Raw genomic sequence first — 20505 nt, 5'->3', positions numbered from 1 at the left:
GGGATACGAAGACGTACGGGGAGCTGTGACCATGGCGTTGAAGAAAGTTTTGGCAATCGTATTGGCAGGCGGCGAAGGCAACCGACTCATGCCGCTGACGGCGGATCGGGCCAAGCCGGCCGTTCCGTTTGCTGGCGGCTACAGGTTAATTGACTTTGCGCTGTCGAATCTCGTTAATTCGGGATATTTGAAAATCGTGGTATTGACTCAGTACAAATCACACAGTCTTGACCGGCACATCTCGGAAACGTGGCGCATGTCCACGCAGCTGGGCCGTTACGTGGCTTCCGTTCCGGCGCAGCAGCGCGTGGGCAAGAGCTGGTTCCTTGGCAGTGCCAATGCCATCTACCAATCGCTGAACCTCATCCATGATGACGCCCCGGACATCGTGGTAGTGGTCGGCGCGGACCACGTTTACCGGATGGACTTCTCCCAGATGGTGGAGCAGCACATCGCAAGCGGCGCGAAGGCCACGGTTGCGGCGGTACGCCAACCGCTCAACATGGCCAATCAGTTCGGTGTCATCGAAGTGGACCAGAACGACCCGCAGAAGATCGCCGCCTTCGTGGAGAAACCTGCCAGCACCCCCGGACTGGCAGCCGATCCCTCGCAGTTCCTGGCGTCCATGGGCAACTACGTCTTCAATGCCGATGCCCTGGTTGAGGCTCTGCATGTCGACGCTGAGCGGCTCGATACCAAACATGACATGGGTGGCGACATCATCCCCTACTTCGTCGATCAAGGCGAAGCGGGAGTTTACGACTTCACGCTCAACGACATTCCCGGTGCCACCGACCGTGACCGTACCTACTGGCGTGATGTCGGTACCATCGACTCGTTCTATGACGCGCACATGGACCTGATCTCCCCCGTTCCGGTGTTCAACCTTTACAACTCCGAGTGGCCGATCTACACCCGTCAGAGCATCTCTCCGCCGGCCAAGTTTGTCCGCGGCGGGAACAACACGGTGGGAACGGCCCTGGACTCCATCGTGGCCAGCGGCGTCGTTATTTCCGGTGGCATCGTGGAAGGCTCCGTCCTGTCCAACGATGCCTACGTTGCGGCAGGCAGCCGTGTCCAGGACTCGGTGTTGATGGACAAGGTCTATGTCGGTGAAGGGGCTGTGATCAAGCGGGCCATCCTGGACAAGAACGTCAAGGTGCCCGCGGGTGCGGCAATCGGGCTTGACCCCGCCTTGGATAAAGCCCGCGGGTACAAGGTGACGGAGTCGGGCATCACCGTCCTCGCCAAGGGACAGCTGGTTCCGGAACCCGGTGAGGCGGAGCTCGCGTTGTCTGCCCAGTACCGCCGCGGGCTGCCTGAGGCCGTCAAGGCAGCCACTCACCACGACCCCGACATTCGCGACTCCGCAGAAAAGGTGGCCGCAGGGATCCAGTCCCGCGTGGCCGGGCCGGCATCGCAGGGTGCCGCGAACTAGGCTGCGCCCATCGCGCTGACCCGGACAGAACCCGAGGCAGGCCGGACACTCCCAAGGCTGTAAAATCAGGTCAATGAGCTCCACCGATCTGACGCCTGAAGAGATCCAGGCCTGCCTCAAGGTTCTGACCACGATCCACGTCTACGACGAGGAGCACCCGGACTACGTTGCTGTCCGGCGTGCCACCGGCAAGATGTTCAAAGCCGTCAAGCGCCATCGCCGCGTCACCAAACGCGATTCCATTGCCGAGGCCGACCGGGCAGTCATCGCTTTGACGGCAACAGCCGCCCCGGACCGGATCGACGACGAGACCCGGGGCAACAAGCTGGCCCCGTCCGCAACCGGTGAGATTGCCGGACACTTGATCCGCTCACGGCCCTGTTACATCTGCAAGAAGCACTACACCCAGGTGGATGCCTTCTACCACCAGCTGTGCCCTGAATGTGCAGCATTCAGCCACAGCAAGCGGGACGCCCGCACGGACCTCACGGGTCGCCGGGCCTTGCTAACAGGCGGCCGCGCGAAAATCGGCATGTACATTGCCCTGCGCCTTCTCCGGGATGGCGCGCACACCACCATCACCACCCGCTTCCCGAAGGACGCAGCGCGCCGGTTCGCAGCGATGGAGGACAGTGGCGAGTGGCTGCACCGTCTCAGGATTGTTGGCATCGACCTCCGCGATCCGGCACAGGTCATGGCGTTGACGGACTCCCTCAACGAAGCCGGTCCCCTGGACATCATCATCAATAACGCGGCCCAGACCGTGCGGCGGTCAGGAAATGCCTACAAGCCCCTGGTCGACGCCGAAGATGAGCCGCTGCCTGCCGAGCTTGACGCTGCCAATGGTGGCCCTGAGCTGGTGACGTTCGGACATGCCCACGACAAGCATCCATTGGCGCTGGCCAGCAGCGTAACCGAGCACCCGGTCCTGGCAGGCGACGCCATTACCTCGCTGGCGCTTTCCACTGGTTCGGCGTCGCTGGAACGGATTGAATCAGGGACGGCGATCGACGCCGGCGGCCTGGTCCCCGACCTCGCCTCCATCAACAGCTGGACCCAGGTTGTCGATGAAGTGGATCCCTTGGAGATGCTGGAAGTCCAGCTCTGCAATGTCACCGCGCCCTTCCTGCTGGTCAGCCGGTTGCGGGACGCGATGAAGCGTTCCACGGCCCACAGGAAATACATCGTGAACGTATCGGCCATGGAAGGCCAGTTCTCCCGGGCCTACAAGGGACCGGGGCACCCCCACACCAACATGGCCAAGGCTGCCCTGAACATGATGACCCGCACCAGTGCCCAGGAAATGCTGGACACTGACGGCATCCTGATGACGGCTGTGGACACCGGATGGATCACTGACGAGCGTCCCCACTACACCAAGGTCCGGCTCATGGAAGAGGGGTTCCACGCTCCCTTGGACCTGGTGGACGGTGCGGCCCGCGTGTATGACCCTATCGTCATGGGTGAAAAGGGCGAGGACCAGTACGGCGTCTTCCTCAAGGATTACAAACCGTCTCCCTGGTAAAAATGTTTATAGACAAGCAAGGCCCTTAAGAATGCTTCTTAGGGGCCTTGCTTGTCTTTGGATTCCTATGCGAGCCGGGTGATCTCCACGGACACGGAGAGCCCGGATCCGCCGCCGCCGGAGAGGATGCCCTTCAAGGGTGGCACATCCCTGTAGTCGCGTCCCCTGGCAACAGTGACGTGGTAGTCGCCCGCGGGCTTGTGGTTGGTGGGGTCCCAGCTGCGCCATTCCCCGTCCCACCATTCCAGCCAGGCGTGGGACTGGCCGGCCACCGTCTCCCCGATGTCTGCCGAGGACCGGGGATGGATGTAGCCGGAAACGTAACGCGCCGGGATGCCACTGCAACGCAAGGCTCCGATGGCAAGGTGGGCCAGGTCCTGGCATACCCCCTGCCGTTGTGACCACGCCTGTTCTGCGTTTGTCGTCACCCCGGTGGTGCCCTTCATATAGGTCATCTCGCCGGCCATCCATGCGAAAACCGCCAGTGCGGCTTCGTGGGGATTCTTGCCGTCGACAATCCCGGGAACGATGCCGAGGACTTCCTCCCCCGGCCCGCTGAGCCGTGACTGCGGAAGCCAATCGCTGAATTCGTCCTGGATTTTTTCGGAAGCCATGACGTCCCATCCCACGATGTCGTCCTCCACGGCGACCCGCTCTGTGCGGTGCACTTCCACGGTGGCCGTGGCAAGGACCTCCAGGCTCTCGTGGGGCATCTGCATGTCGAAAGCGGTGACGCGGGTTCCCCAATAGTCGCGGTAGGTGCTGACCGAGGCCTGGTTGGGAGAGACCTTGAGTGAGGACTCCAGGACCACCTGCTGGCCGTCGGTCAGCGGTGTCATCCGGGCCTCGTTGTAGGACAACGTCACGCGGCGGTTGTACTTGTAAGCCGTCTTGTGGACGATGCTCAGCCGGGTCATGAAACTTCTCCCACCCAGGCGTGCTCATCAGCCTGATTGAAGTACTTACGGGAAATCGCGTCCGATGCCTGCGTCACGGCCTTCTGCACACGTTCCATGTGCTCAGGCAGTTCCGACATGAGGTCATCGGTGCGGTGGAACTCGAGGAAGGTACGTGCCTGTCCCACAATGCGGCGGGCATCGTTGATGAAGCCGACGCGCTGTGCCGAGGGGTCCAGTTTCGCGAGGCACTCGTCGGCATCGCGCAATGCGTACACGATGGAGCGCGGGAACAGGCGGTCCAGGAGCAGGAATTCGGCCGCGTGCTGGTCGCCGAACGCCGCCCGCCTGGTGCGGATGAAGGATTCGTAGGCGCCTGCGCAGCGCAGCATGTTCACCCATGACATACCAGCGGACTGGACATCGCGGGTGGACAGCATGCGGGCAGTCATGTCCGCACGTTCCAGGGAACGGCCCAGCACCATGAACAGCCAGCTTTCGTCGTGGCTGACCGTGGTGTCGGCAAGGCCGCGCACCATGGCCGTTCGTTCCAACACCCAGTTGCAGAAACGATACGTTCCCACCACGTCCTTGCGATGCTGGTTCAAGCCGTAATACGTAGTGTTCAGGCTCTCCCAAAGGGATTGGGACACCGTTTCCCTGGCACGACGTGCGTTCTCACGGGCTGCCCCGAGGGACCCTGCAATGGACGAGGCACTCTGTTTGTCGTAGGCCAGGGCATGAAGCAGTTCCGGCAGGCCGAAATCGTCGCTCTGGGGCTTGGCACCCATGACAGCGAGGAGTTCCCTGGCTACGCTGCGCTGCTCCTCAAGGGGCAGGTGGTTCAGGCGCTCCAGGTGCACATCCAGGATCCGGGCAGTACCGTCGGCCCGCTCTACGTAGCGGCCGATCCAAAAGAGTGACTCAGCAATACGGCTCAGCATGCGGCTGTGCCTCCTTCGCGTGGTGCATGTCGAAGTTCAAGTGGTGGTTGGAACGGGTTCACTGCTGCTGCTCCGTTTGGCGGTCGCGCCAGTTGCTTTCGACCGGCCATACGGAAACCTGTTCCCGCAGGGTGACAGACTGCCGCGGGATCACCTCGGCCGGCATCTGGGGCGAGTTCGCCAGAACCCAGGTGTCTTTGGAACCACCGCCCTGGCTGGAATTGACGATCAGCGAGCCCTCCTTGAGGGCAACCCGGGTGAGGCCGCCGGGCAGAACCCAGACGTCGTCGCCGTCGTTCACTGCGAAAGGCCGCAAGTCGACGTGGCGGGGCCCGAACTTGTCTCCGGAGAGTGTCGGAACCGTGGAAAGCTGGAGCACTGGCTGGGCAATCCAGCCGCGGGGATCGGCGATGACGCGCTTGCGCAAGGCGTCCAGTTCTTCCTTGGAAGCGTCGGGACCGATGACCAGCCCCTTTCCACCCGAACCGTCGACGGGTTTGACCACCAGTTCCTCGAGGCGGTCCAGGACATGTTCCCTGGCTTCCTTTTCCTCAAGCCGGAAAGTGTCGACGTTGGCGATGATGGGTTCTTCGTGGAGGTAGTACCGGATCAGGTCAGGCACGTAGCTGTAGACGAGCTTGTCATCGGCCACGCCGTTGCCCACCGCGTTGGCGATGGTCACTCCCCCGGCACGGGCGGCGTTGACCAGGCCAGGGCAGCCGAGCATCGAATCCGAGCGGAACTGCAGGGGATCGAGGAAATCGTCATCGATGCGTTTGTAGATGACATCCACACGCTGTTCGCCGGCCGTGGTCCGCATGTAGACGCGGTTGCCGCGGCAAATGAGGTCCCGGCCTTCCACCAGTTCCACGCCCATCAGCCCGGCCAGGAGTGTGTGTTCGAAATATGCGCTGTTGAAGACACCCGGGGTCAGGACAACCACTGTCGGATCATCGACGCCGGCGGGTGCGGTCTTGCGCAGCGCCGACAGTAGCCGCCGCGGGTACTCTTCAACCGGCCTGATGTGCTGCTGCCCGAAGGCTTCGGGCAAGCCTTTCGCCATGGCCCTGCGGTTTTCCAGCACGTAGCTGACGCCGGACGGGACACGAACATTGTCCTCGAGTACCCGGAACGTGCCGGCAGCGTCACGGACGACGTCGATGCCCGAAACATGGACGCGGACGCCGCCGGAGGGTTCAAAACCGTGGACCGCCCGGTGGAAATGGGCGCTGGTGGTGACGAGCTGGCGTGGAATCACGCCATCGGCCACTACGGCCATCCGCCCGTAAACGTCGTTGAGGAATGCTTCAAGTGCTTTGACCCGCTGGGCAACTCCGCGTTCGAGCACATCCCACTCGTCAGCCGGGATGACACGCGGGACGATGTCCAGGGGGAAGGGACGCTCCTCCCCCGCGTAGTCGAAAGTGACGCCACGGTCCAGGAAGGTCCGTGCCATGGAGTCGGCACGGGCGGTGACATCTGCGAGGGAAAGCTCGCGGAGCGCACCGGAGACCTGACCGTAGGATTTTCTGGCAACGTGGCCGGGGGCAAACATCTCGTCGTAGGCTCCACTGCGTGCAGCGGCCTCGGAGTAATCCTGGAATAGGTCAGACATGGGATTCAGACAATCACCTTTTTGAGTCGAGCGCATTACGCACTGATTGTGTCGCGGTTTCCGGGTGCTCGCGGTTTCGCCTTCCGTGCCCCCATCCGGCAGGGTTGAGGCATGCCCTTCAACAGACTCGCGTCCCAGCTGTCACGGCTGGGGCCAGGGTTGGTCCTGAGCGTTGCCGCGACCGGCCTTGCCTTCGCCATGCACGCATTGCTGCCTGCGGTTTCAGTCATACCAGTCATGACGCTTGCTGTTGCTTTGGGTTTGCTCTCAGCAAATATACCGGGCACGGCGGTGGTCGTTGCGGGGCGCGCCCGGCCCGGCCTGGACTTCGCCGGAAAGCACCTGATGCGTGCGGGCATTGTGTTGCTCGGCCTCAAAGTCAGTGTGGGTGACGTGTTGGGACTCGGCTGGTTGTCCCTGCTCCTGATAGCCGGGGTGGTCCTGGCCAGTTTCGCCGGAACCTACGGCCTGGCGAGATTGCTGCGCCTGCCCGGTGAGGCTTCCTTGCTGATTGCTACGGGCTTCTCCATTTGCGGGGCCTCCGCCATCGGCGCCATGGCCGCAGTGCGGCGCATCAAACACCAGGACACGGTGCTGCCCGTCGCACTGGTCACCCTTTGCGGGACCTTGGCCATTGGCGTCCTGCCCCTGCTGATGCATCCGTTGATGCTGAGTCCGGAGCAGTTCGGGGCATGGACGGGCGCTTCCGTGCACGATGTCGGCCAGGTGGTGGCCACAGCGCAAACGGCAGGAACAGCGGCCCTGGCGATCGCCGTCGTCGTTAAGCTGACGCGGGTGATCCTCCTGGCCCCCATTGTGGCTGCGGCAGGATTGCATCAGCGGGTCCAGCATGTCCGTCAACGCGCCAACGGTTCAGCGGATGCGGACAATGCGGACGGCCGTTTCCCGCCCATCGTGCCGCTTTTCGTGGTCGGCTTCATCGCCATGGTCGCGGTCCGCTCGCTCGGATGGACGCCTCCGGTACTCCTGGAAGCGGCGGCGGTGGCACAGGACATTTTGCTGGCGTCGGCGCTTTTCGGTCTGGGCTCTGCCGTGCGTGTCAGGACGCTGATCCATACCGGGGGACGTGCTGCCGTGGTGGCACTGGGGTCCTGGCTGATCATCGCTTCACTGGGCCTGGGGGCTGCCTGGATCATGATTAGATAGCTGTGTGTCGAATCACAATCTGTCGCGCGATGAAGCCGCTACCCGTTCAGCCCTGATTACCACCCACAGTTACGACGTCACCCTTGATGTCCGGGACGCGGCGGATCCCGCAGTCAGCGGATATCCAAGCTCCAGCACCATCACTTTTTCGGCCCGGGCCGGCTCCGACACCTTCCTCGATTTCATCAGTGGGGGCGTGCAGTCCGTGGTGTTGAACGGACGCGCCCTGGATGTAGGAACAGTGGTGGACCAGGACAGAATCATCTTGGAGGGCCTCGCAACGGAGAACACCGTGACGGTTACAGGGACAGCCCTTTACAGCCGTTCCGGTGAGGGAATGCACCGTTTCGTGGACCCCGCCGACGGGCAGTGCTACCTCTACACCCAGTACGAACCGGCGGACTGCCGGCGTGTTTTCGCCAACTTCGAGCAGCCCGACCTCAAAGCGGAATTCACGTTCCACGTCATTGCGCCGTCGGGCTGGGAAGTCGCGTCCAACGGCTCGGAGGCCGCCCGGGTGCCGGTGCCGGGCTCTGAGGACGTTTCCCAGTGGGACTTTGCCACCACTGAACGGATGTCCACCTACATCACCACTGTGCTGGCGGGCCCCTACTTCAAAGCCACCGACCACTGGGATGCAACGCTCGACGACGGCACCCGCCTGGATGTTCCGCTGGCACTTTACTGCCGCGCATCCTTGGCGCCGTCCTTCGATGCCGAGGAACTGTTCCGGCTCACCAAGAGCGGCCTGGCCTTCTTCAACAAGCTTTTCGACTATCCGTACCCCTGGGGCAAATATGATCAAGCCTTCGTGCCCGAGTACAACCTGGGCGCCATGGAAAACCCCGGGTTGGTGACCTTCACCGAAAAGTACGTCTATGCCTCACGTGCCACCGATGCCCAGTACCAGGCCAGGGCAAACACCCTCATGCACGAGATGGCGCACATGTGGTTCGGCGATCTCGTGACCATGACCTGGTGGGACGATCTGTGGCTGAAGGAATCGTTCGCCGATTTCATGGGAACCCTGGGTGTGGACCGGGCCACCGACTGGGACACAGCCTGGATAAACTTCGCCAGCAAACGCAAAGCGTGGGCCTACGTCCAGGACCAACTGCCCACGACGCACCCGATTGTGGCGGATATTCCGGATCTTGAGGCCGCAAAACAGAACTTTGACGGAATCACCTATGCCAAGGGTGCCTCAGTGCTGAAGCAACTGGTGGCTTACGTGGGCTTCGATGCCTTCATTGCCGGATCCCGGCAGTACTTCCGGGAGCATGCCTTCGGTAATACGTCCCTGCAGGATCTGCTGAAGGCCCTCAGCGAAGCCTCGGGACGGGACCTTGGCAATTGGGCCAGGCAGTGGCTGCAGACCTCCGGTATCTCGACCATCACGGCCGACATCGTGGAGGACGATGGTGTGATGGGCGCGGTGATGCTGGAGCAGGAAGCCATCGATCCGTTGACCGGCCACCAGGAACTCCGGCCCCACCGTATGCGCCTTGGACTGTACGACGCCGACCAGACCGGCGCTTTGCTGAGGCTGGAAAGCCTGGAAGTGGATGTCGCAGGTCCCAGCACCCTCGTCTCCGGGCTTGCAGGCAAGAAGCGTCCGGCTTTGTTGCTGGTCAATGATGACGACCTGAGCTACGCCAAGGTACGGCTTGATCCTGTCTCCGAGCGCACGGTGCGTACCTCGCTGGATAAAATCCAGGACCCCATGGCCCGGGCGTTGTGCTGGACGGCACTGTGGGATTCTGCCCGGGACGGCGTGACGCCTGCTGCACGGTACGTGAGCGCGGTGGAGCAGTTCGCTCCGGCAGAATCCGGCATCGGAGTCCTCCAAAATGTGCTCGGAAACGCCTCCGGCGCCATTGAACGCTTCGTACCCCCACGGTCCAGGGACAGCGTTCGCACGGATTTCCTGGCTGTCGCGGCTCATCAACTGCGGGCTTCGGCTCCCGGCTCCGACGCGCAGCTGGCGTGGGCCAGAACGTTGGCAGAGGTCTCACGCCACGGTGACAGCCAGCTCCCCTTGCTGCGCAGCATCCTTGACGGCACCACCGTAGTGGAGGGCTTGACTGTCGACGCAGAGCTGCGATGGAGCTTCTGGCAGGCCCTGGCCGCGCACGGCGAGGCATCCCAGGCCGAGCTGGACAGGCAACTCGAAGCGGATAAGACGGCGTCAGGCAAGGAAGGGCACGCGTTGGCGTCCGCTGCCCGCCCGGATGTTGCCGTGAAGGCGGCAGCCTGGGACCTGGCCGTCAACACCACGGGCCTCTCCAACGAGATCCTCAGCGCCACAATTGCCGGCTTCGCCACTGCGCCCAGTGACATGCTGGCGTCCTATGTCGAGCCCTATTTCGAATGCCTTGAGCGTGTATGGGCCGAGCGGAGCATTGAAATTGCCGGCAGGATCGTCAGGGGCCTCTTCCCGGCGGCCCAGGACCTCGCGGAGGGAATGGAGCCCTCCGGCCATCCGGTCGTGCTCAGGACGGATGAATGGCTCCACCACCACTCTGATGCCCCGCGCGCGTTACGGCGCATCATCATTGAGCAGCGGAGCCACCTCCTGCGGTCCCTCACAGCGCAGTCGGCAAACACAGCACAGTCGGCGCACGTTTAGCTGTCATTCAGGACCGGACCCAAGCCCGTTCCTGCTCCTGCAGGCTGCGCAGGCTCTCCGCGCCGGCGGTCCAGGAATGCTCTTCAGTTGTTCCGGGTAGCTTCTGACTGAATGGCCCTGGCGAGGTCGCGGGGACGGCTCCACATGGGCCAGTGCCCCGTGGGGAGGTCAAGAACGTCGAGGTTCTCGATGTGCGCGACTTCGGCAAACATGCCATGGCCTGAGAGGGCGAGCTCCAACACGGTCGTGCCGGGTATCGAGCAGCACACCAGTGTGGTGGGGACCTTGCGGCGGGCATCGTTCGTGAGCTCGACGGGCTGACGAAGCACGGGGCCGGGTTCCGGGACAGCCCTGGCCTGGAAGCGCTCAAGGTCCCCGGTGTTCAGGCCTTCCAGGCTCGCTTGGCTTGCGAGGACATCGATGGACGGCAACGGAAGCTCCGCCAAGCCGTACGGAAAGTCCGGGGCGAAGATACTTCCCGGCGCCAGAGGGCCCGAGTCTACCCAGACCATTCGGTGGATGAGCTTAGGGCGTCGGTCCAGGACGAGGCTGGCAGGTGCGTTTGCACCACTGTGGGCGACGAGGACCGCCGGCTGGTCTTCGGATACCCCGAGTCGCGCCATGGCGTCCAGGATCGCTGCTGCCTGATCGTCGAGGGTCCTCGCGGCACGGTTGGGGTCGTCGGGATCGAGGCCGGGCAAGGTCAATGCCGTCGCGCGTGAGTCATGGGACCCCAAGTGTTCCAGGACCTCGTCCCAGGCCCAAGCGCCCAACCAGTGGCCGGCGAGGAGAATGATGGTTGGGCGGTTAGTGGAAGTTGTCATGACACCACCCTCGCAGGCGCCGTGGACAAGGGTATGTCACTATTTGTGTCATGAATTTGGGAAGATTCGAAGAGTGAGAAGAGTCGAACGGCTCCATGCCCTCTCTGAGATGTTGCGCCGCAGCGGTGCCCGGGGGGTCTCCGCCGAAATGCTGGCCAGGGAGTTCGCGGTATCCGTACGAACCGTCAAGAGAGACCTTGATGCCCTGGAGAACAGTGGGGCGCCCATCTGGTCCCGCCCAGGTCCCGGCGGTGGTTACGGACTGGCTGCAGGGTCCTCCCTGCCGCCCGTCACCCTGTCCCCGGCACAGGCCGTGGCCCTCATGGCGGCTGTGTCCGCAGCGCCCGACGCGCCGTACGCAGACCTGGCCGCAGCGGGTATCCACAAAATCCTGGACGTCCTCGATCCCGGAACCAAGGCTAAAGCAGACGAACTGGCCGGTCGCATCTGGGTCAATGAGGTTCGCTCCCCGTCGCGCAAAACCAGGTCAGCGCTGGAGGAAGCAATGGCCGCGCAGCGAGTGGTCCGTATCAGTTACACCTCGGCAGACGGGACTACGACCATCCGCGACGTGGAACCCGTGCTTTTCGCCTCCACGAACGGCCGGTGGTACCTGGTGGGGTGGTGCCGGCTGCGCGACGCGATGAGATGGTTTACCGTTTCCCGCATCGAAGGGGCCAGCGTCACCACAACTGCCTGCAGCGGCCATACCATCGACGAAGTTGGCGAGCCCCCGGTGAACGCCCGGCCGGTGCATGGGCGTGCGCAGTGAACCCGACAGTATCCAGAACCCGGCAGTATCCAACTCTGGTCAATCCAACTCCGGTCAATCCAACTCCGGTCATGATGATCAGGGAACCCGGTTCAACCATTCACTGGTACCGAACTTGGAGTCCACGCGTTTCCTGGCTTCTGCGAGCTCTGCTTCAGTGAGCACGGACTCTGAGGCACCGTATCGCTCGGTAAAGACGTCCTGCATGGCCTGCAGGATTGCGGCCCGCGCCATGCCGGTCTGGCGACGCAAGGGGTCCACGCGTTTCTTGGCGCTGCGGGTGCCCTTGTCCGAAAGCTTCTCCTTGCCGATCCGCAGCACTTCGACCATTTTGTCGGCGTCGATGTCGTAGCTCATGGTGACGTGATGGAGCATGCCGCCGTTGGCAAGCCGCTTCTGGGCGGCTCCGCCGATCTTGCCCTGGTCCGTTGCGATGTCATTGAGGGGCACATAAAAAGCGGTGATTCCCAGCTTCTCGAGTGCTGCCATGACCCAGGCATCCAGGAACGCGTATGAGTCGGCGAAGCTGATGCCGTCCACCAGGGTCTGTGGCAGGTACAGGGAATACGTGATGCAGTTGCCGGCCTCCATGAACATGGCTCCGCCGCCGCTGATCCGGCGGACCACGGTGATGCCGTGGCGGGCAACGCCCTCAGGATCAACTTCGTTCTTGACCGACTGGAAGCTGCCGATGACTACTGATGGCTCCTCCCAGTCCCAGAACCTTAGCGTGGGATTACGCAACCCGGCGCCGACTTCTTCGGTCAGTACTTCGTCCAGTGCGACGTTCACATGGGTCGGGAGAACTGACGGCGGGATGACGTCCCACTGGTGGTCGTCCCAGCTGGTGGCTTTGGACAATGCGCGTCGGACTGTAATCGCCACAGCCTCTGCGGAGAAACCGAACAGCGTTGCGCCGGAGGGCAATCCGGCGCTGACCGCCGCGGCAATATCTGCTGCTGTTGAGTTCCCGGGAAGTCCTGTCAGTGCCCCATTGATGTCCTGCAGGGCTTCATCGGGTTCGAGGAAGAAGTCGCCGCTCAGCGAAACGTTGGCAAACAGGCCGTCCACCACATCCAGGTCCACCACCACCAGTTTGCCGCCGGGAACTTTATATTCGCCGTGAAGGCGGGTCCCGGCGTCGTCGTTATCGGTTTCAGGTGTCGGCTGGGAAGTCATGGTTTCCATCTTGCCGGAAAACGCAAAAGCCCGCATTGCCGGAGAATCCGGTAATGCGGGCTTTTGAAAGCCTTGGGGTGAAGTGGTTACTTCTTGCCGCCGAAGCCCTTGAAGCGGGCGTTGAAGCGCTCGACGCGGCCAGCGGAGTCCATGATGCGCTGCTTGCCCGTGTAGAACGGGTGGGACTCCGAGGAGATTTCGACGTCGATAACCGGGTAGGTGTTTCCGTCTTCCCACTCGATGGTCTTCGAGGAAGACACGGTGGACTTGGTCAGGAACTGCGTACCGGAAGCCAGGTCGTTGAATACAACAGCTTCGTACTTCGGGTGGATATCAGACTTCATAATGGGACCTTTTGTTCACGCAACTGGATTTTGCCAGCTGCCAGGTATGAATGGAGGTGGTCCGTGGACTGCAATGCAACATTCCAGCTTCCGGGCCAACAAGCAATCATAGCCGAAACGAACACGCCATACGAACCGGCGTCAGCCCCGCGGACGGAGTTCCCAGAATGCCACGGCGGAGGCAGCCGCCACGTTGAGGGAATCGACGCCGGCGCGCATGGGGATCTTGACGGCGAGGTCGACGGCGGCAAGGGTCTCTGCGCTCATGCCGGCACCTTCGGTTCCCAGCACCAGCGCCAGTTTCGGGAGCTCCCTGGCGGCGAGGTCGTCAAGGTCCAGGGCGTCGTCTGTCAGTTCCATGGCTGCCACGGTGAAGCCCTGTTCCTTGAGGCGGCCCAGGTCCTGTGGCCAGCTCTCCAAACGTGCCCAGGGGACCTGGAAGACCGTGCCCATGCTGACGCGCACGCTGCGGCGGTACAACGGGTCGCCGCACCGTGGCGAGACCAGGACGGCGTCCACCCCCAGTGCAGCCGCCGACCGGAAAATAGCCCCCACATTGGTGTGGTCCACGATGTCTTCGAGCACGGCGACGCGCCTGGCGGATGCCAGGAGCTCCTCCAGCGGGACGGGAGCCGGGCGGTGCATGGCGGCCATGGCTCCCCGGTGGAGGTGGAAGCCCGTGATTTCCTCCAGGAGTGCCGCTTTCCCAATGAATACTGGCACGTCCGGATAGGCCTGGAAGACGTCGGTGAGGTCCTCCAGCCACTTCTCGGCCAGGAAGAAGGAACGCGGCTGGTGGCCGGCGGCCAACGCCCTGCGCAGGACCCTGGATGACTCGGCGATATACATGCCCTCGCGAGGCTCCCGGAGCTTCCGGAGGTGCACATCGGTAAGTGTTGTGTAGTCACTGACGCGTGGATCGTCAGCGGACTCAAGGTAGTGGAATGTCACCCCGGGATCACTTCAGGAGGTTGGCGATCATGAAGCCAAGCGCCACAATACCGAGGGTGAAGATGACGCCGCGCAGCACCTTGGGCGACAACTTCCGGCCAACCTTCGATCCAAGCAGCCCGCCGATCGTGGAGCTGACGGCAATGAGCAGGACGACCCACCAGTTGATTCTGTCGAAGGCGAAGATGAGATAGGAAACAGCGGCAACCATGTTCACCGTCAGGGTGAGGATGTTCTTCATGGCGTTGGCATTTTGCATGGTGCCGGAGAGGAAAACTCCGAGGATCCCCACCAGGAGGATTCCTTGCGCGGCCACAAAGTAACCGCCGTAAACCCCGGCGAGGTAGATCATGACCACCAGGAGGATGCCGTGGCTCTTGTCCTTGATGGCATGCTCGGGGTTCTGTTCCCTGTTGCGGATCCATGCCTGGAGTTTGGGCTGGAACAGCACCATGAGCAAGGCTGCGACCAGCAGGACAGGTGCCACGTAGCCAAACACCTTTTCCGGCAGGTGGAGGAGCAGCCATGCACCGGTGATGCCACCCAACAGCGATGCCGGCATCAGCTTGAGCAGCTGCCTGCCGCGGCCGGCCAGTTCGCGGCGGTAACCCCAGGCGCCGGCGGCCGTACCGGCTACGAGACCCATGGCGTTGCTCATGGAAGCGACGACGGGCGCCACACCCAGGGCGATCAGCACGGGGAAGGTCACCAAGGTGCCCGAGCCGACTACTGCGTTGATGGTGCCGGCCCACAAGCCCGCAAAAAAGACCAGGATGCTGCTAAGAATCTCCACGTTTGTCCCGGACCGCCCTAGCGCCGTGCGGTGGCTGTGTAGCGCCCGGCGTTTTCGGAAACGTCCAGCGCCAGGCCAAAAGTGTTGCCGAGGTGCTCGTCAGTGAGGACGTCCTTGATGGGACCGGCAGCCACCACGCCCCCTTCCCGGAGCAGCATGGCGTGGGTGAATCCCGGCGGCACTTCTTCAAGGTGGTGGGTCACCAGGACCATGGCCGGCGCGGCCGGGTCGCTGGCGAGTTCGCCGAGTTTGTGAACCAGCTCTTCGCGCCCGCCAAGATCAAGGCCGGCGGCAGGCTCATCCAGCAAGAGCAGTTCGGGGTCGGTCATCAGGGCGCGGGCGATCTGTACCCTCTTCCGCTCACCTTCAGACAACGTTGCGAAGGTGCGGTTGAGAAGGGGGCCCATCCCCCAGTCGTTCAGGAGGCCAAAGGCGCGACGTTCGTCGTCGCGCTCATAGCCTTCCCGCCAGCGGCCGGTGACGCCGTACGCTGCAGTGACCACTACGTTCAGGACGTTCTCATGCTCGGGGATCTGGGTAGCCAGCGCTGCGGAGGAGAGTCCGATCCGGGGCCGGAGTTCGAAGACATCGACACGACCCAGGGTTTCGTCGAGGATCCCGGCCTTGCCGCTGCTGGGATGGAGTCGCGCGGCCGCAATCTGGAGAAGAGTCGTCTTGCCCGCGCCGTTCGGGCCAAGGATGACCCAACGTTCGCCTTCGTTGACCTGCCAGTCCACCTTGTCCAGCAGGGTCTTCTTGCCGCGGACAACGCTGACGGAGGCCAATTCCAGAACATCACTCATAGCAGTAGACACTAGGACAAAACTGCACATGACTGATAACTGATGTTTCTGCTCGTATATGAGTCGAAACAGTTTCGGGTGGACGGAGCGCCCTCAGTAGGATTGAAGCCATGACTTCGAACTTGGCTGCGGTCAGCTATGGCGTGAAACTATCCCCCGATTCGCTTGAGGGCGTGCACAAGGTACTGGCCGACGCAGGCGCAGAAGTGTCAGCGGAATCACACAGCGGCGATGACAGGTTCGGCGTCTTTACGTCTGAATTGAACGTGCGGCTTGATTCGCCCGCCGAGCTGTCCAATCTTCGACGCCGGGTGGCCGAAGCTGCCGTCGAGGGCGCCGATACCGCCCTGGTACCTGCAAGCCTTCGGCAGGCAGGGCGCAAGCTGCTCATCATGGATGTGGATTCAACGCTCATCCAGCAGGAAGTCATAGAGCTGCTCGCAGCATATGCGGGCAAGCGCGAAGAGGTCGCTGCCGTCACCGAAGCTGCCATGCGGGGTGAATTGGATTTTGCGCAGAGCCTCCATGCCCGTGTGGCCGTGTTGGCGGGCCTGCCGGCCGACGTCGTGAATTCCGTCCGCGACGAGGTACGCCTCAGCTTGGGGGCGGCAGAACTCGTGGCCGCGTTCAAGGCGGCCGGCCACGTGGTGGCTGTTGTTTCCGGTGGCTTCAACCAGATCCTTGGGCCCATCGCAGAAGATCTGGGCCTTGATTACTGGATTGCCAATGAGCTTGAAATCGTCGACGGCGCGTTGACCGGCAAAGTCCTGGGGGCCGTCATCGATCGGGCTGCCAAGGAGAAGTACTTGAGGCAGTGGGCTGCGGCCGAGGGAATCGAGTTGGCGCACACGATCGCTGTCGGTGACGGCGCGAACGACCTCGACATGCTGGGCGCGGCCGGGATCGGTGTGGCATTCAACGCCAAGCCCGCGGTCCGTGCAGTGGCGGACGCCGCGATCAATATGCCCTACCTCGACGCTGTGCGGCACATCGCCAACGTCTGACCGGGCTCTCCGGACTTCCCGGTTTTTTCGCGACACGATCGACGCTGCTGTCCCACCTATTGGTGACTCACAGCAACCAGATCCCCAGGAGCGAAAGATGGTTATTCAGCAAACACACGTGGGAGCGTCCGTTGGCATGGCCGGCCTTGACGCGACGATTGTCCAGATCGGCCTCATGGCCATACTCATTCTTGGTGCGGCGATAGCCGCCCTTATCGGGTCCTTCGCCGTGCTTGTCCTGGTGCCGCTGGCGGCAGTCGTGGTTCGGAGGCACCACGGAAGACGCGCACAGCCCTCCCGCGGGCCAGGGACGACGGACGAAACCGTTCCTTTTCGGGGTGTCGGACCCCGGCATGCGAATGTCACAAGAAACACGTGACTCGATTTCGTGACGCAAGAAATCGAATACGTAATTTGATTGTTACCCGCGATGGGTCGAGCGCGGATTATTCACGAAATCTTGGAATCGAGCTGCTTTTTAATCGGCGAATGTGCCTACCCTGTTGGAGGAATCGAGAGCAAATGTCCATCTCCCGTATTCCACTGAAGTCATTACCAAACAGGAAGAATGCAACATGAGCACGCTTGATGAAGCCATAAAGCAACTGCTGTCCATTGAAGGCGCTACTGGCGCGGCCGTCGTCGACTATTCCAGTGGCATGGCACTCGCGCAGGGAGGAAACCCCGGATTCGATCTCGGGGTAGCGGCGGCCGGAAACTCGAATGTGGTGAGCGCAAAGCTGCGCACCATGGCTGACCTCAGCCTGGACGGAGATATCGAAGACATTCTCATCACCCTGGGTGGGCAGTACCACCTCATCAACGTCCTGAATTCACGTGACTCCAAGGGATTGTTTGTGTACTTGGTGCTCGATCGTACCTACGCAAACCTCGCCCTGGCCCGTCACAAACTCAACAACGTAGCCAAGGGAATCACCATCTGATCAAGGTCGTCAGCATGGGGACGGCCGCTTGACCGCGGCCGTCCCTTATCAGTGGCTGTCCCCTGTTAGTGGCCGTCTTCGGACACTGTCTCCAGGCGCTGGCTCTTCACCCTCCGGGCACCACTGTTTGCCGAGGCGACGGCTTTGCCCAGCATGTGGTAGACCAAAACGTCCTCATTGGTGTTGGCGTTTGCCTCGATGGTGACAAGCTCACCATCGCGGACTACTCCTATCCGGTGGCACCAGTTGACTAGTTCCGTGAGATCCGAGGACAGCAGAATGATCGCGACACCTGTCTCCCTCAGTTCGTTGAGCATCTGGTACACAACGTCCTTCGCCCCAATGTCGATGCCGCGGCTCGGATGACTCAGGATCAACACGTCACAGCCGCTCGTCATCCATTTGGCGAGGGAGACCTTCTGGCGGTCCCCGCCTGACAGGTTTGTAACAGAACCGTGGATGTTCGTCGTGCTGATGCGCATGCGGCGCACAAGGTCTATCACTCCACGGAGCCCGGCAATCTCGTCCTGCAATCCTGCTTCGACAGAATCCTCACGCAGGCCGGTGGCAATGCTGGTTGTTGTTTCCACGTGTCCGGCGTCGTCCGAGAGGTAACCGATCCTGTGCCGCAGGGCGTCCTCAGGACCCTGGATGTCAATGGACTGTCCATGCAGGAAAAGCTCTCCCGAGGTGCGGGGCCTCCTACCCACCAATGATTCGAGCAAGTGGTAGACACCCGATTGATGGGTTCCGAGCAGTCCGAAAATTTCGCCTTTGCCGACGCTGAAGGTCACGTCCCGGACTGAGTCCTCAACATTGAGGTTCATGACCCGCAGCACCTCGTCATCGCCGGCCGGCTCCGCAGGCCGCTGGCCGCCCGCCGGCTTGTGCTGCAGCAACAGGAAAGCCAGTTCATCGGCGTCGGTCCGGCTGGCCTCAACGACTCTGTGGACCCTGCCATCACGCAACACGGCAATGCGGTGCGCGATTGAGTGGACTTCATCGAGGCGGTGGGTGATGTAGATGATCGCCCGCCCTTGGTTGATCAGCATTCGGAGGACCTGGTGCAGGGCGGCGACGTCGTGATCCGGAAGGGAAGCAGCCACTTCATCCATAATGACCAGTTGTGCTTCCTCAGCCACCATCCGCAAGACTTCAACGAGCGTTTGTTCGGCCCGGACCAGGGTGCCCACCGTCGCGTCAGGATCCAGGTCCAAGCCGGCGTCCTTGATGAGTTTCAGGGCGGGTCCCCGAAGTTCCGTATGGGCCTTTCCGGATTGGAAGGTGCCCCGGTACACGGCCTCGGCCACTGTCATATCGGGATCGAGGCGGAAGTTCTGCGGAACAATCCCCACGCCACAGGCCTGCGCTTCTTCGCGCGAATCGGGACCGTATTTTTCTCCCGCCAACGTCATGGATCCGAACTCGTGCCTGAGCGATCCCGACAGGACATCCATCAGGGTGGTCTTCCCTGCCCCGTTGGTTCCGATCAGTCCAAGTATCTCGCCTCGATGCAATGAGAAATCGACACCCTTGAGGATGCGGCGCTGGTCATGTGAGGCATGAATACCATCCGCATGCAATAGCAGGTCCACAGAAGCTCCTAATCCGCACTAATGCGTGAACGGCTGTCGAAAGGCCGTAATGCGCAAAGCATCCAGAAAAGCACTGAAGTTATAAAGGGTCCGGATGCAGTGCTGAGTCAATCAGAAGACCTAACAAAAGGCAAAAAAGAATAACAAAACCATCACTGGCAATTCGTGACGCGAGATTTGTCAGAATTTATCAAGATGTCATCATCTGGTGCTTAAAAGGAAGCGGCCCGGGACAAGTCCCGGGCCGCAACGAAAGAAGCCGCAGTTACTCGGCGTTTTTGCTGAAGTAGTCCGCGCCGCCGACATACTCGGTGTGTCCGGATTCGACATCGGCTGTCACCATCTTGGCGACCTCAGCGGCGAACTCTTCCACGGAGTACAACTTGCCCGCTTCTGCGCGGCGGGCCTCGATGGCTCCCGGGTTGGACCGGTCAAGAAGGGTTGCCGTTACGGTCCCCTCGATCATGTCGCCGGAAACCACTACAAGAGAGATGCCCTTGTCTGCGAGGCTGGGCAGCAACGCACGGAGGGCGTCTTCACCAGCGCGCTTGCTCTTGGCCACGGGCTCGTACTCAGGCATGGTGGGAACGGTCTCCACGAAGTGAGCCTGGTGACTGGTCACGAAGACCACCCGCGAACCTTCCGGCATGAGGGGCACGGCAGCGTTGAGCATGTTGATCTGGGCGTCGCGGTTCAGTTTGAGCGCGTAGCCCTCCTCCATGCCGCTTTCCATGCCTCCTGAGGCATTGAGCACGAGCACGTCGAGGGAGCCGAACTGCTCCATGGCTGTGCTGGCCAGGGCATGCACGCCTTCGTCGGTGGTGAGGTCTGCGCCAACCGCAGCTGCACGACCGCCGGCCGCCTGGATTTCGGCCACTACCTTGTTGGCGCGGGGTGCCTTCTGGCGGTAATTAACGACGACGGCGGCACCCTCGCCAGCGAGGATCTTGGCAACTTCAGCGCCGATTCCGCGGGAAGACCCCGTGACGATGGCGGTCTTGTTATCCAGCGTTCCCATTCGTGCTCCTTTTGTTCAGTTCATCCAAATTCCGTGGGCTCGGATTCCATCATGCCAGCGGCAA

At 62.0% G+C, this 20505-nt stretch carries 19 protein-coding genes; 8 read left to right on the top strand and 11 right to left on the bottom strand.

The window, feature by feature from the left end; genetic code table 11:
* Nucleotides 1–25: 25 nt before the first annotated feature.
* Together glgC and PV760_RS05370 are read left to right on the top strand one after the other, a co-directional pair.
* Nucleotides 26–1438 carry a glucose-1-phosphate adenylyltransferase gene (gene glgC, locus PV760_RS05375; protein WP_018777609.1) on the top strand — a complete coding sequence of 471 codons (1413 nt, stop codon included), beginning with the start codon at nt 26–28 and terminating at the stop codon, nt 1436–1438.
* A 73-nt stretch (nt 1439–1511) separates the two neighbouring features.
* On the top strand, nt 1512–2963 hold the full coding sequence (locus tag PV760_RS05370; protein ID WP_018777608.1) for an SDR family NAD(P)-dependent oxidoreductase: 1452 nt from the start codon (nt 1512–1514) through the stop codon (nt 2961–2963).
* Nucleotides 2964–3028: 65 nt separating this feature from the next.
* Here the strand turns inward: PV760_RS05370 and PV760_RS05365 are convergent, their stop codons facing one another.
* The 3 genes from PV760_RS05365 to PV760_RS05355 are packed head-to-tail and all read right to left on the bottom strand — an operon-like array spanning nt 3029 to nt 6418.
* Nucleotides 3029–3880, bottom strand: a complete 852-nt coding sequence (locus tag PV760_RS05365; protein WP_018777607.1) for a transglutaminase family protein — start codon at nt 3878–3880, stop codon at nt 3029–3031.
* Nucleotides 3877–4803 carry an alpha-E domain-containing protein gene (locus tag PV760_RS05360; protein WP_018777606.1) on the bottom strand — a complete coding sequence of 309 codons (927 nt, stop codon included), beginning with the start codon at nt 4801–4803 and terminating at the stop codon, nt 3877–3879. The genes PV760_RS05365 and PV760_RS05360 overlap by 4 nt, the downstream gene beginning before the upstream one ends.
* Before the next feature lie 58 nt (nt 4804–4861).
* Nucleotides 4862–6418: a circularly permuted type 2 ATP-grasp protein gene (locus PV760_RS05355; protein ID WP_039241274.1), complete on the bottom strand. Its 1557-nt coding sequence runs from the start codon at nt 6416–6418 to the stop codon at nt 4862–4864.
* Nucleotides 6419–6529: 111 nt separating this feature from the next.
* On the opposite strand from PV760_RS05355, the gene PV760_RS05350 reads away from it, so the two are divergent.
* Complete coding sequence (locus PV760_RS05350) at nt 6530–7585, top strand: YeiH family protein (RefSeq protein ID WP_354627314.1); 1056 nt, start codon at nt 6530–6532, stop codon at nt 7583–7585.
* A gap of 4 nt (nt 7586–7589) precedes the next feature.
* Nucleotides 7590–10214: an aminopeptidase N gene (gene pepN / locus PV760_RS05345; RefSeq protein ID WP_354627313.1), complete on the top strand. Its 2625-nt coding sequence runs from the start codon at nt 7590–7592 to the stop codon at nt 10212–10214.
* An 83-nt stretch (nt 10215–10297) separates the two neighbouring features.
* Here the strand turns inward: pepN and PV760_RS05340 are convergent, their stop codons facing one another.
* On the bottom strand, nt 10298–11038 hold the full coding sequence (locus tag PV760_RS05340) for an alpha/beta fold hydrolase (RefSeq protein ID WP_354627312.1): 741 nt from the start codon (nt 11036–11038) through the stop codon (nt 10298–10300).
* A gap of 73 nt (nt 11039–11111) precedes the next feature.
* On the opposite strand from PV760_RS05340, the gene PV760_RS05335 reads away from it, so the two are divergent.
* A complete protein-coding gene (locus tag PV760_RS05335) occupies nt 11112–11810 on the top strand; it encodes a helix-turn-helix transcriptional regulator (protein ID WP_079581450.1) in 699 nt (232 codons plus the stop codon).
* A gap of 78 nt (nt 11811–11888) precedes the next feature.
* On the opposite strand, the gene lplAB is transcribed toward PV760_RS05335, so the two are convergent.
* The 5 genes from lplAB to PV760_RS05310 form a co-directional block, all read right to left on the bottom strand.
* Complete coding sequence (gene lplAB / locus PV760_RS05330; RefSeq protein WP_179128360.1) at nt 11889–12989, bottom strand: lipoate-protein ligase LplAB; 1101 nt, start codon at nt 12987–12989, stop codon at nt 11889–11891.
* A gap of 86 nt (nt 12990–13075) precedes the next feature.
* Nucleotides 13076–13333 (bottom strand): type B 50S ribosomal protein L31, encoded by a 258-nt coding sequence (locus tag PV760_RS05325; RefSeq protein ID WP_017200906.1) that lies wholly within the window; start codon nt 13331–13333, stop codon nt 13076–13078.
* A 141-nt stretch (nt 13334–13474) separates the two neighbouring features.
* Nucleotides 13475–14284, bottom strand: coding sequence for a TrmH family RNA methyltransferase (locus PV760_RS05320; protein WP_039241262.1), 810 nt, complete (start codon nt 14282–14284; stop codon nt 13475–13477).
* Between the two features lie 7 nt (nt 14285–14291).
* Entirely contained in the window at nt 14292–15077 is a 786-nt protein-coding gene (locus PV760_RS05315) for a sulfite exporter TauE/SafE family protein (RefSeq protein WP_354627311.1), read from the bottom strand.
* A gap of 17 nt (nt 15078–15094) precedes the next feature.
* Entirely contained in the window at nt 15095–15880 is a 786-nt protein-coding gene (locus tag PV760_RS05310) for an ABC transporter ATP-binding protein (RefSeq protein ID WP_039241258.1), read from the bottom strand.
* Nucleotides 15881–15990: 110 nt separating this feature from the next.
* On the opposite strand from PV760_RS05310, the gene serB reads away from it, so the two are divergent.
* The 3 genes from serB (at nt 15991) to PV760_RS05295 (ending at nt 17828) form a co-directional block, all read left to right on the top strand.
* Nucleotides 15991–16884, top strand: a complete 894-nt coding sequence (gene serB / locus PV760_RS05305; RefSeq protein WP_079581453.1) for a phosphoserine phosphatase SerB — start codon at nt 15991–15993, stop codon at nt 16882–16884.
* A gap of 97 nt (nt 16885–16981) precedes the next feature.
* A complete protein-coding gene (locus tag PV760_RS05300; protein ID WP_055975743.1) occupies nt 16982–17263 on the top strand; it encodes a hypothetical protein in 282 nt (93 codons plus the stop codon).
* Between the two features lie 196 nt (nt 17264–17459).
* Nucleotides 17460–17828: a hypothetical protein gene (locus tag PV760_RS05295; RefSeq protein WP_018777594.1), complete on the top strand. Its 369-nt coding sequence runs from the start codon at nt 17460–17462 to the stop codon at nt 17826–17828.
* A gap of 65 nt (nt 17829–17893) precedes the next feature.
* On the opposite strand, the gene PV760_RS05290 is transcribed toward PV760_RS05295, so the two are convergent.
* Together PV760_RS05290 and PV760_RS05285 are read right to left on the bottom strand one after the other, a co-directional pair.
* A complete protein-coding gene (locus PV760_RS05290; protein WP_354627310.1) occupies nt 17894–19423 on the bottom strand; it encodes an ATP-binding cassette domain-containing protein in 1530 nt (509 codons plus the stop codon).
* A gap of 265 nt (nt 19424–19688) precedes the next feature.
* The gene (locus tag PV760_RS05285) at nt 19689–20441 is read right to left on the bottom strand and encodes an SDR family oxidoreductase (RefSeq protein ID WP_018777592.1); all 753 of its coding nucleotides are present in this window, start codon (nt 20439–20441) and stop codon (nt 19689–19691) included.
* Nucleotides 20442–20505 lie beyond the last annotated feature (64 nt).

It is taken from the genome of Paenarthrobacter sp. CC6 (assembly GCF_040560085.1).
In the GTDB taxonomy this organism is placed as follows: domain Bacteria; phylum Actinomycetota; class Actinomycetes; order Actinomycetales; family Micrococcaceae; genus Arthrobacter; species Arthrobacter nicotinovorans.
This window is presented reverse-complemented; position numbering and strand designations above follow the sequence as displayed.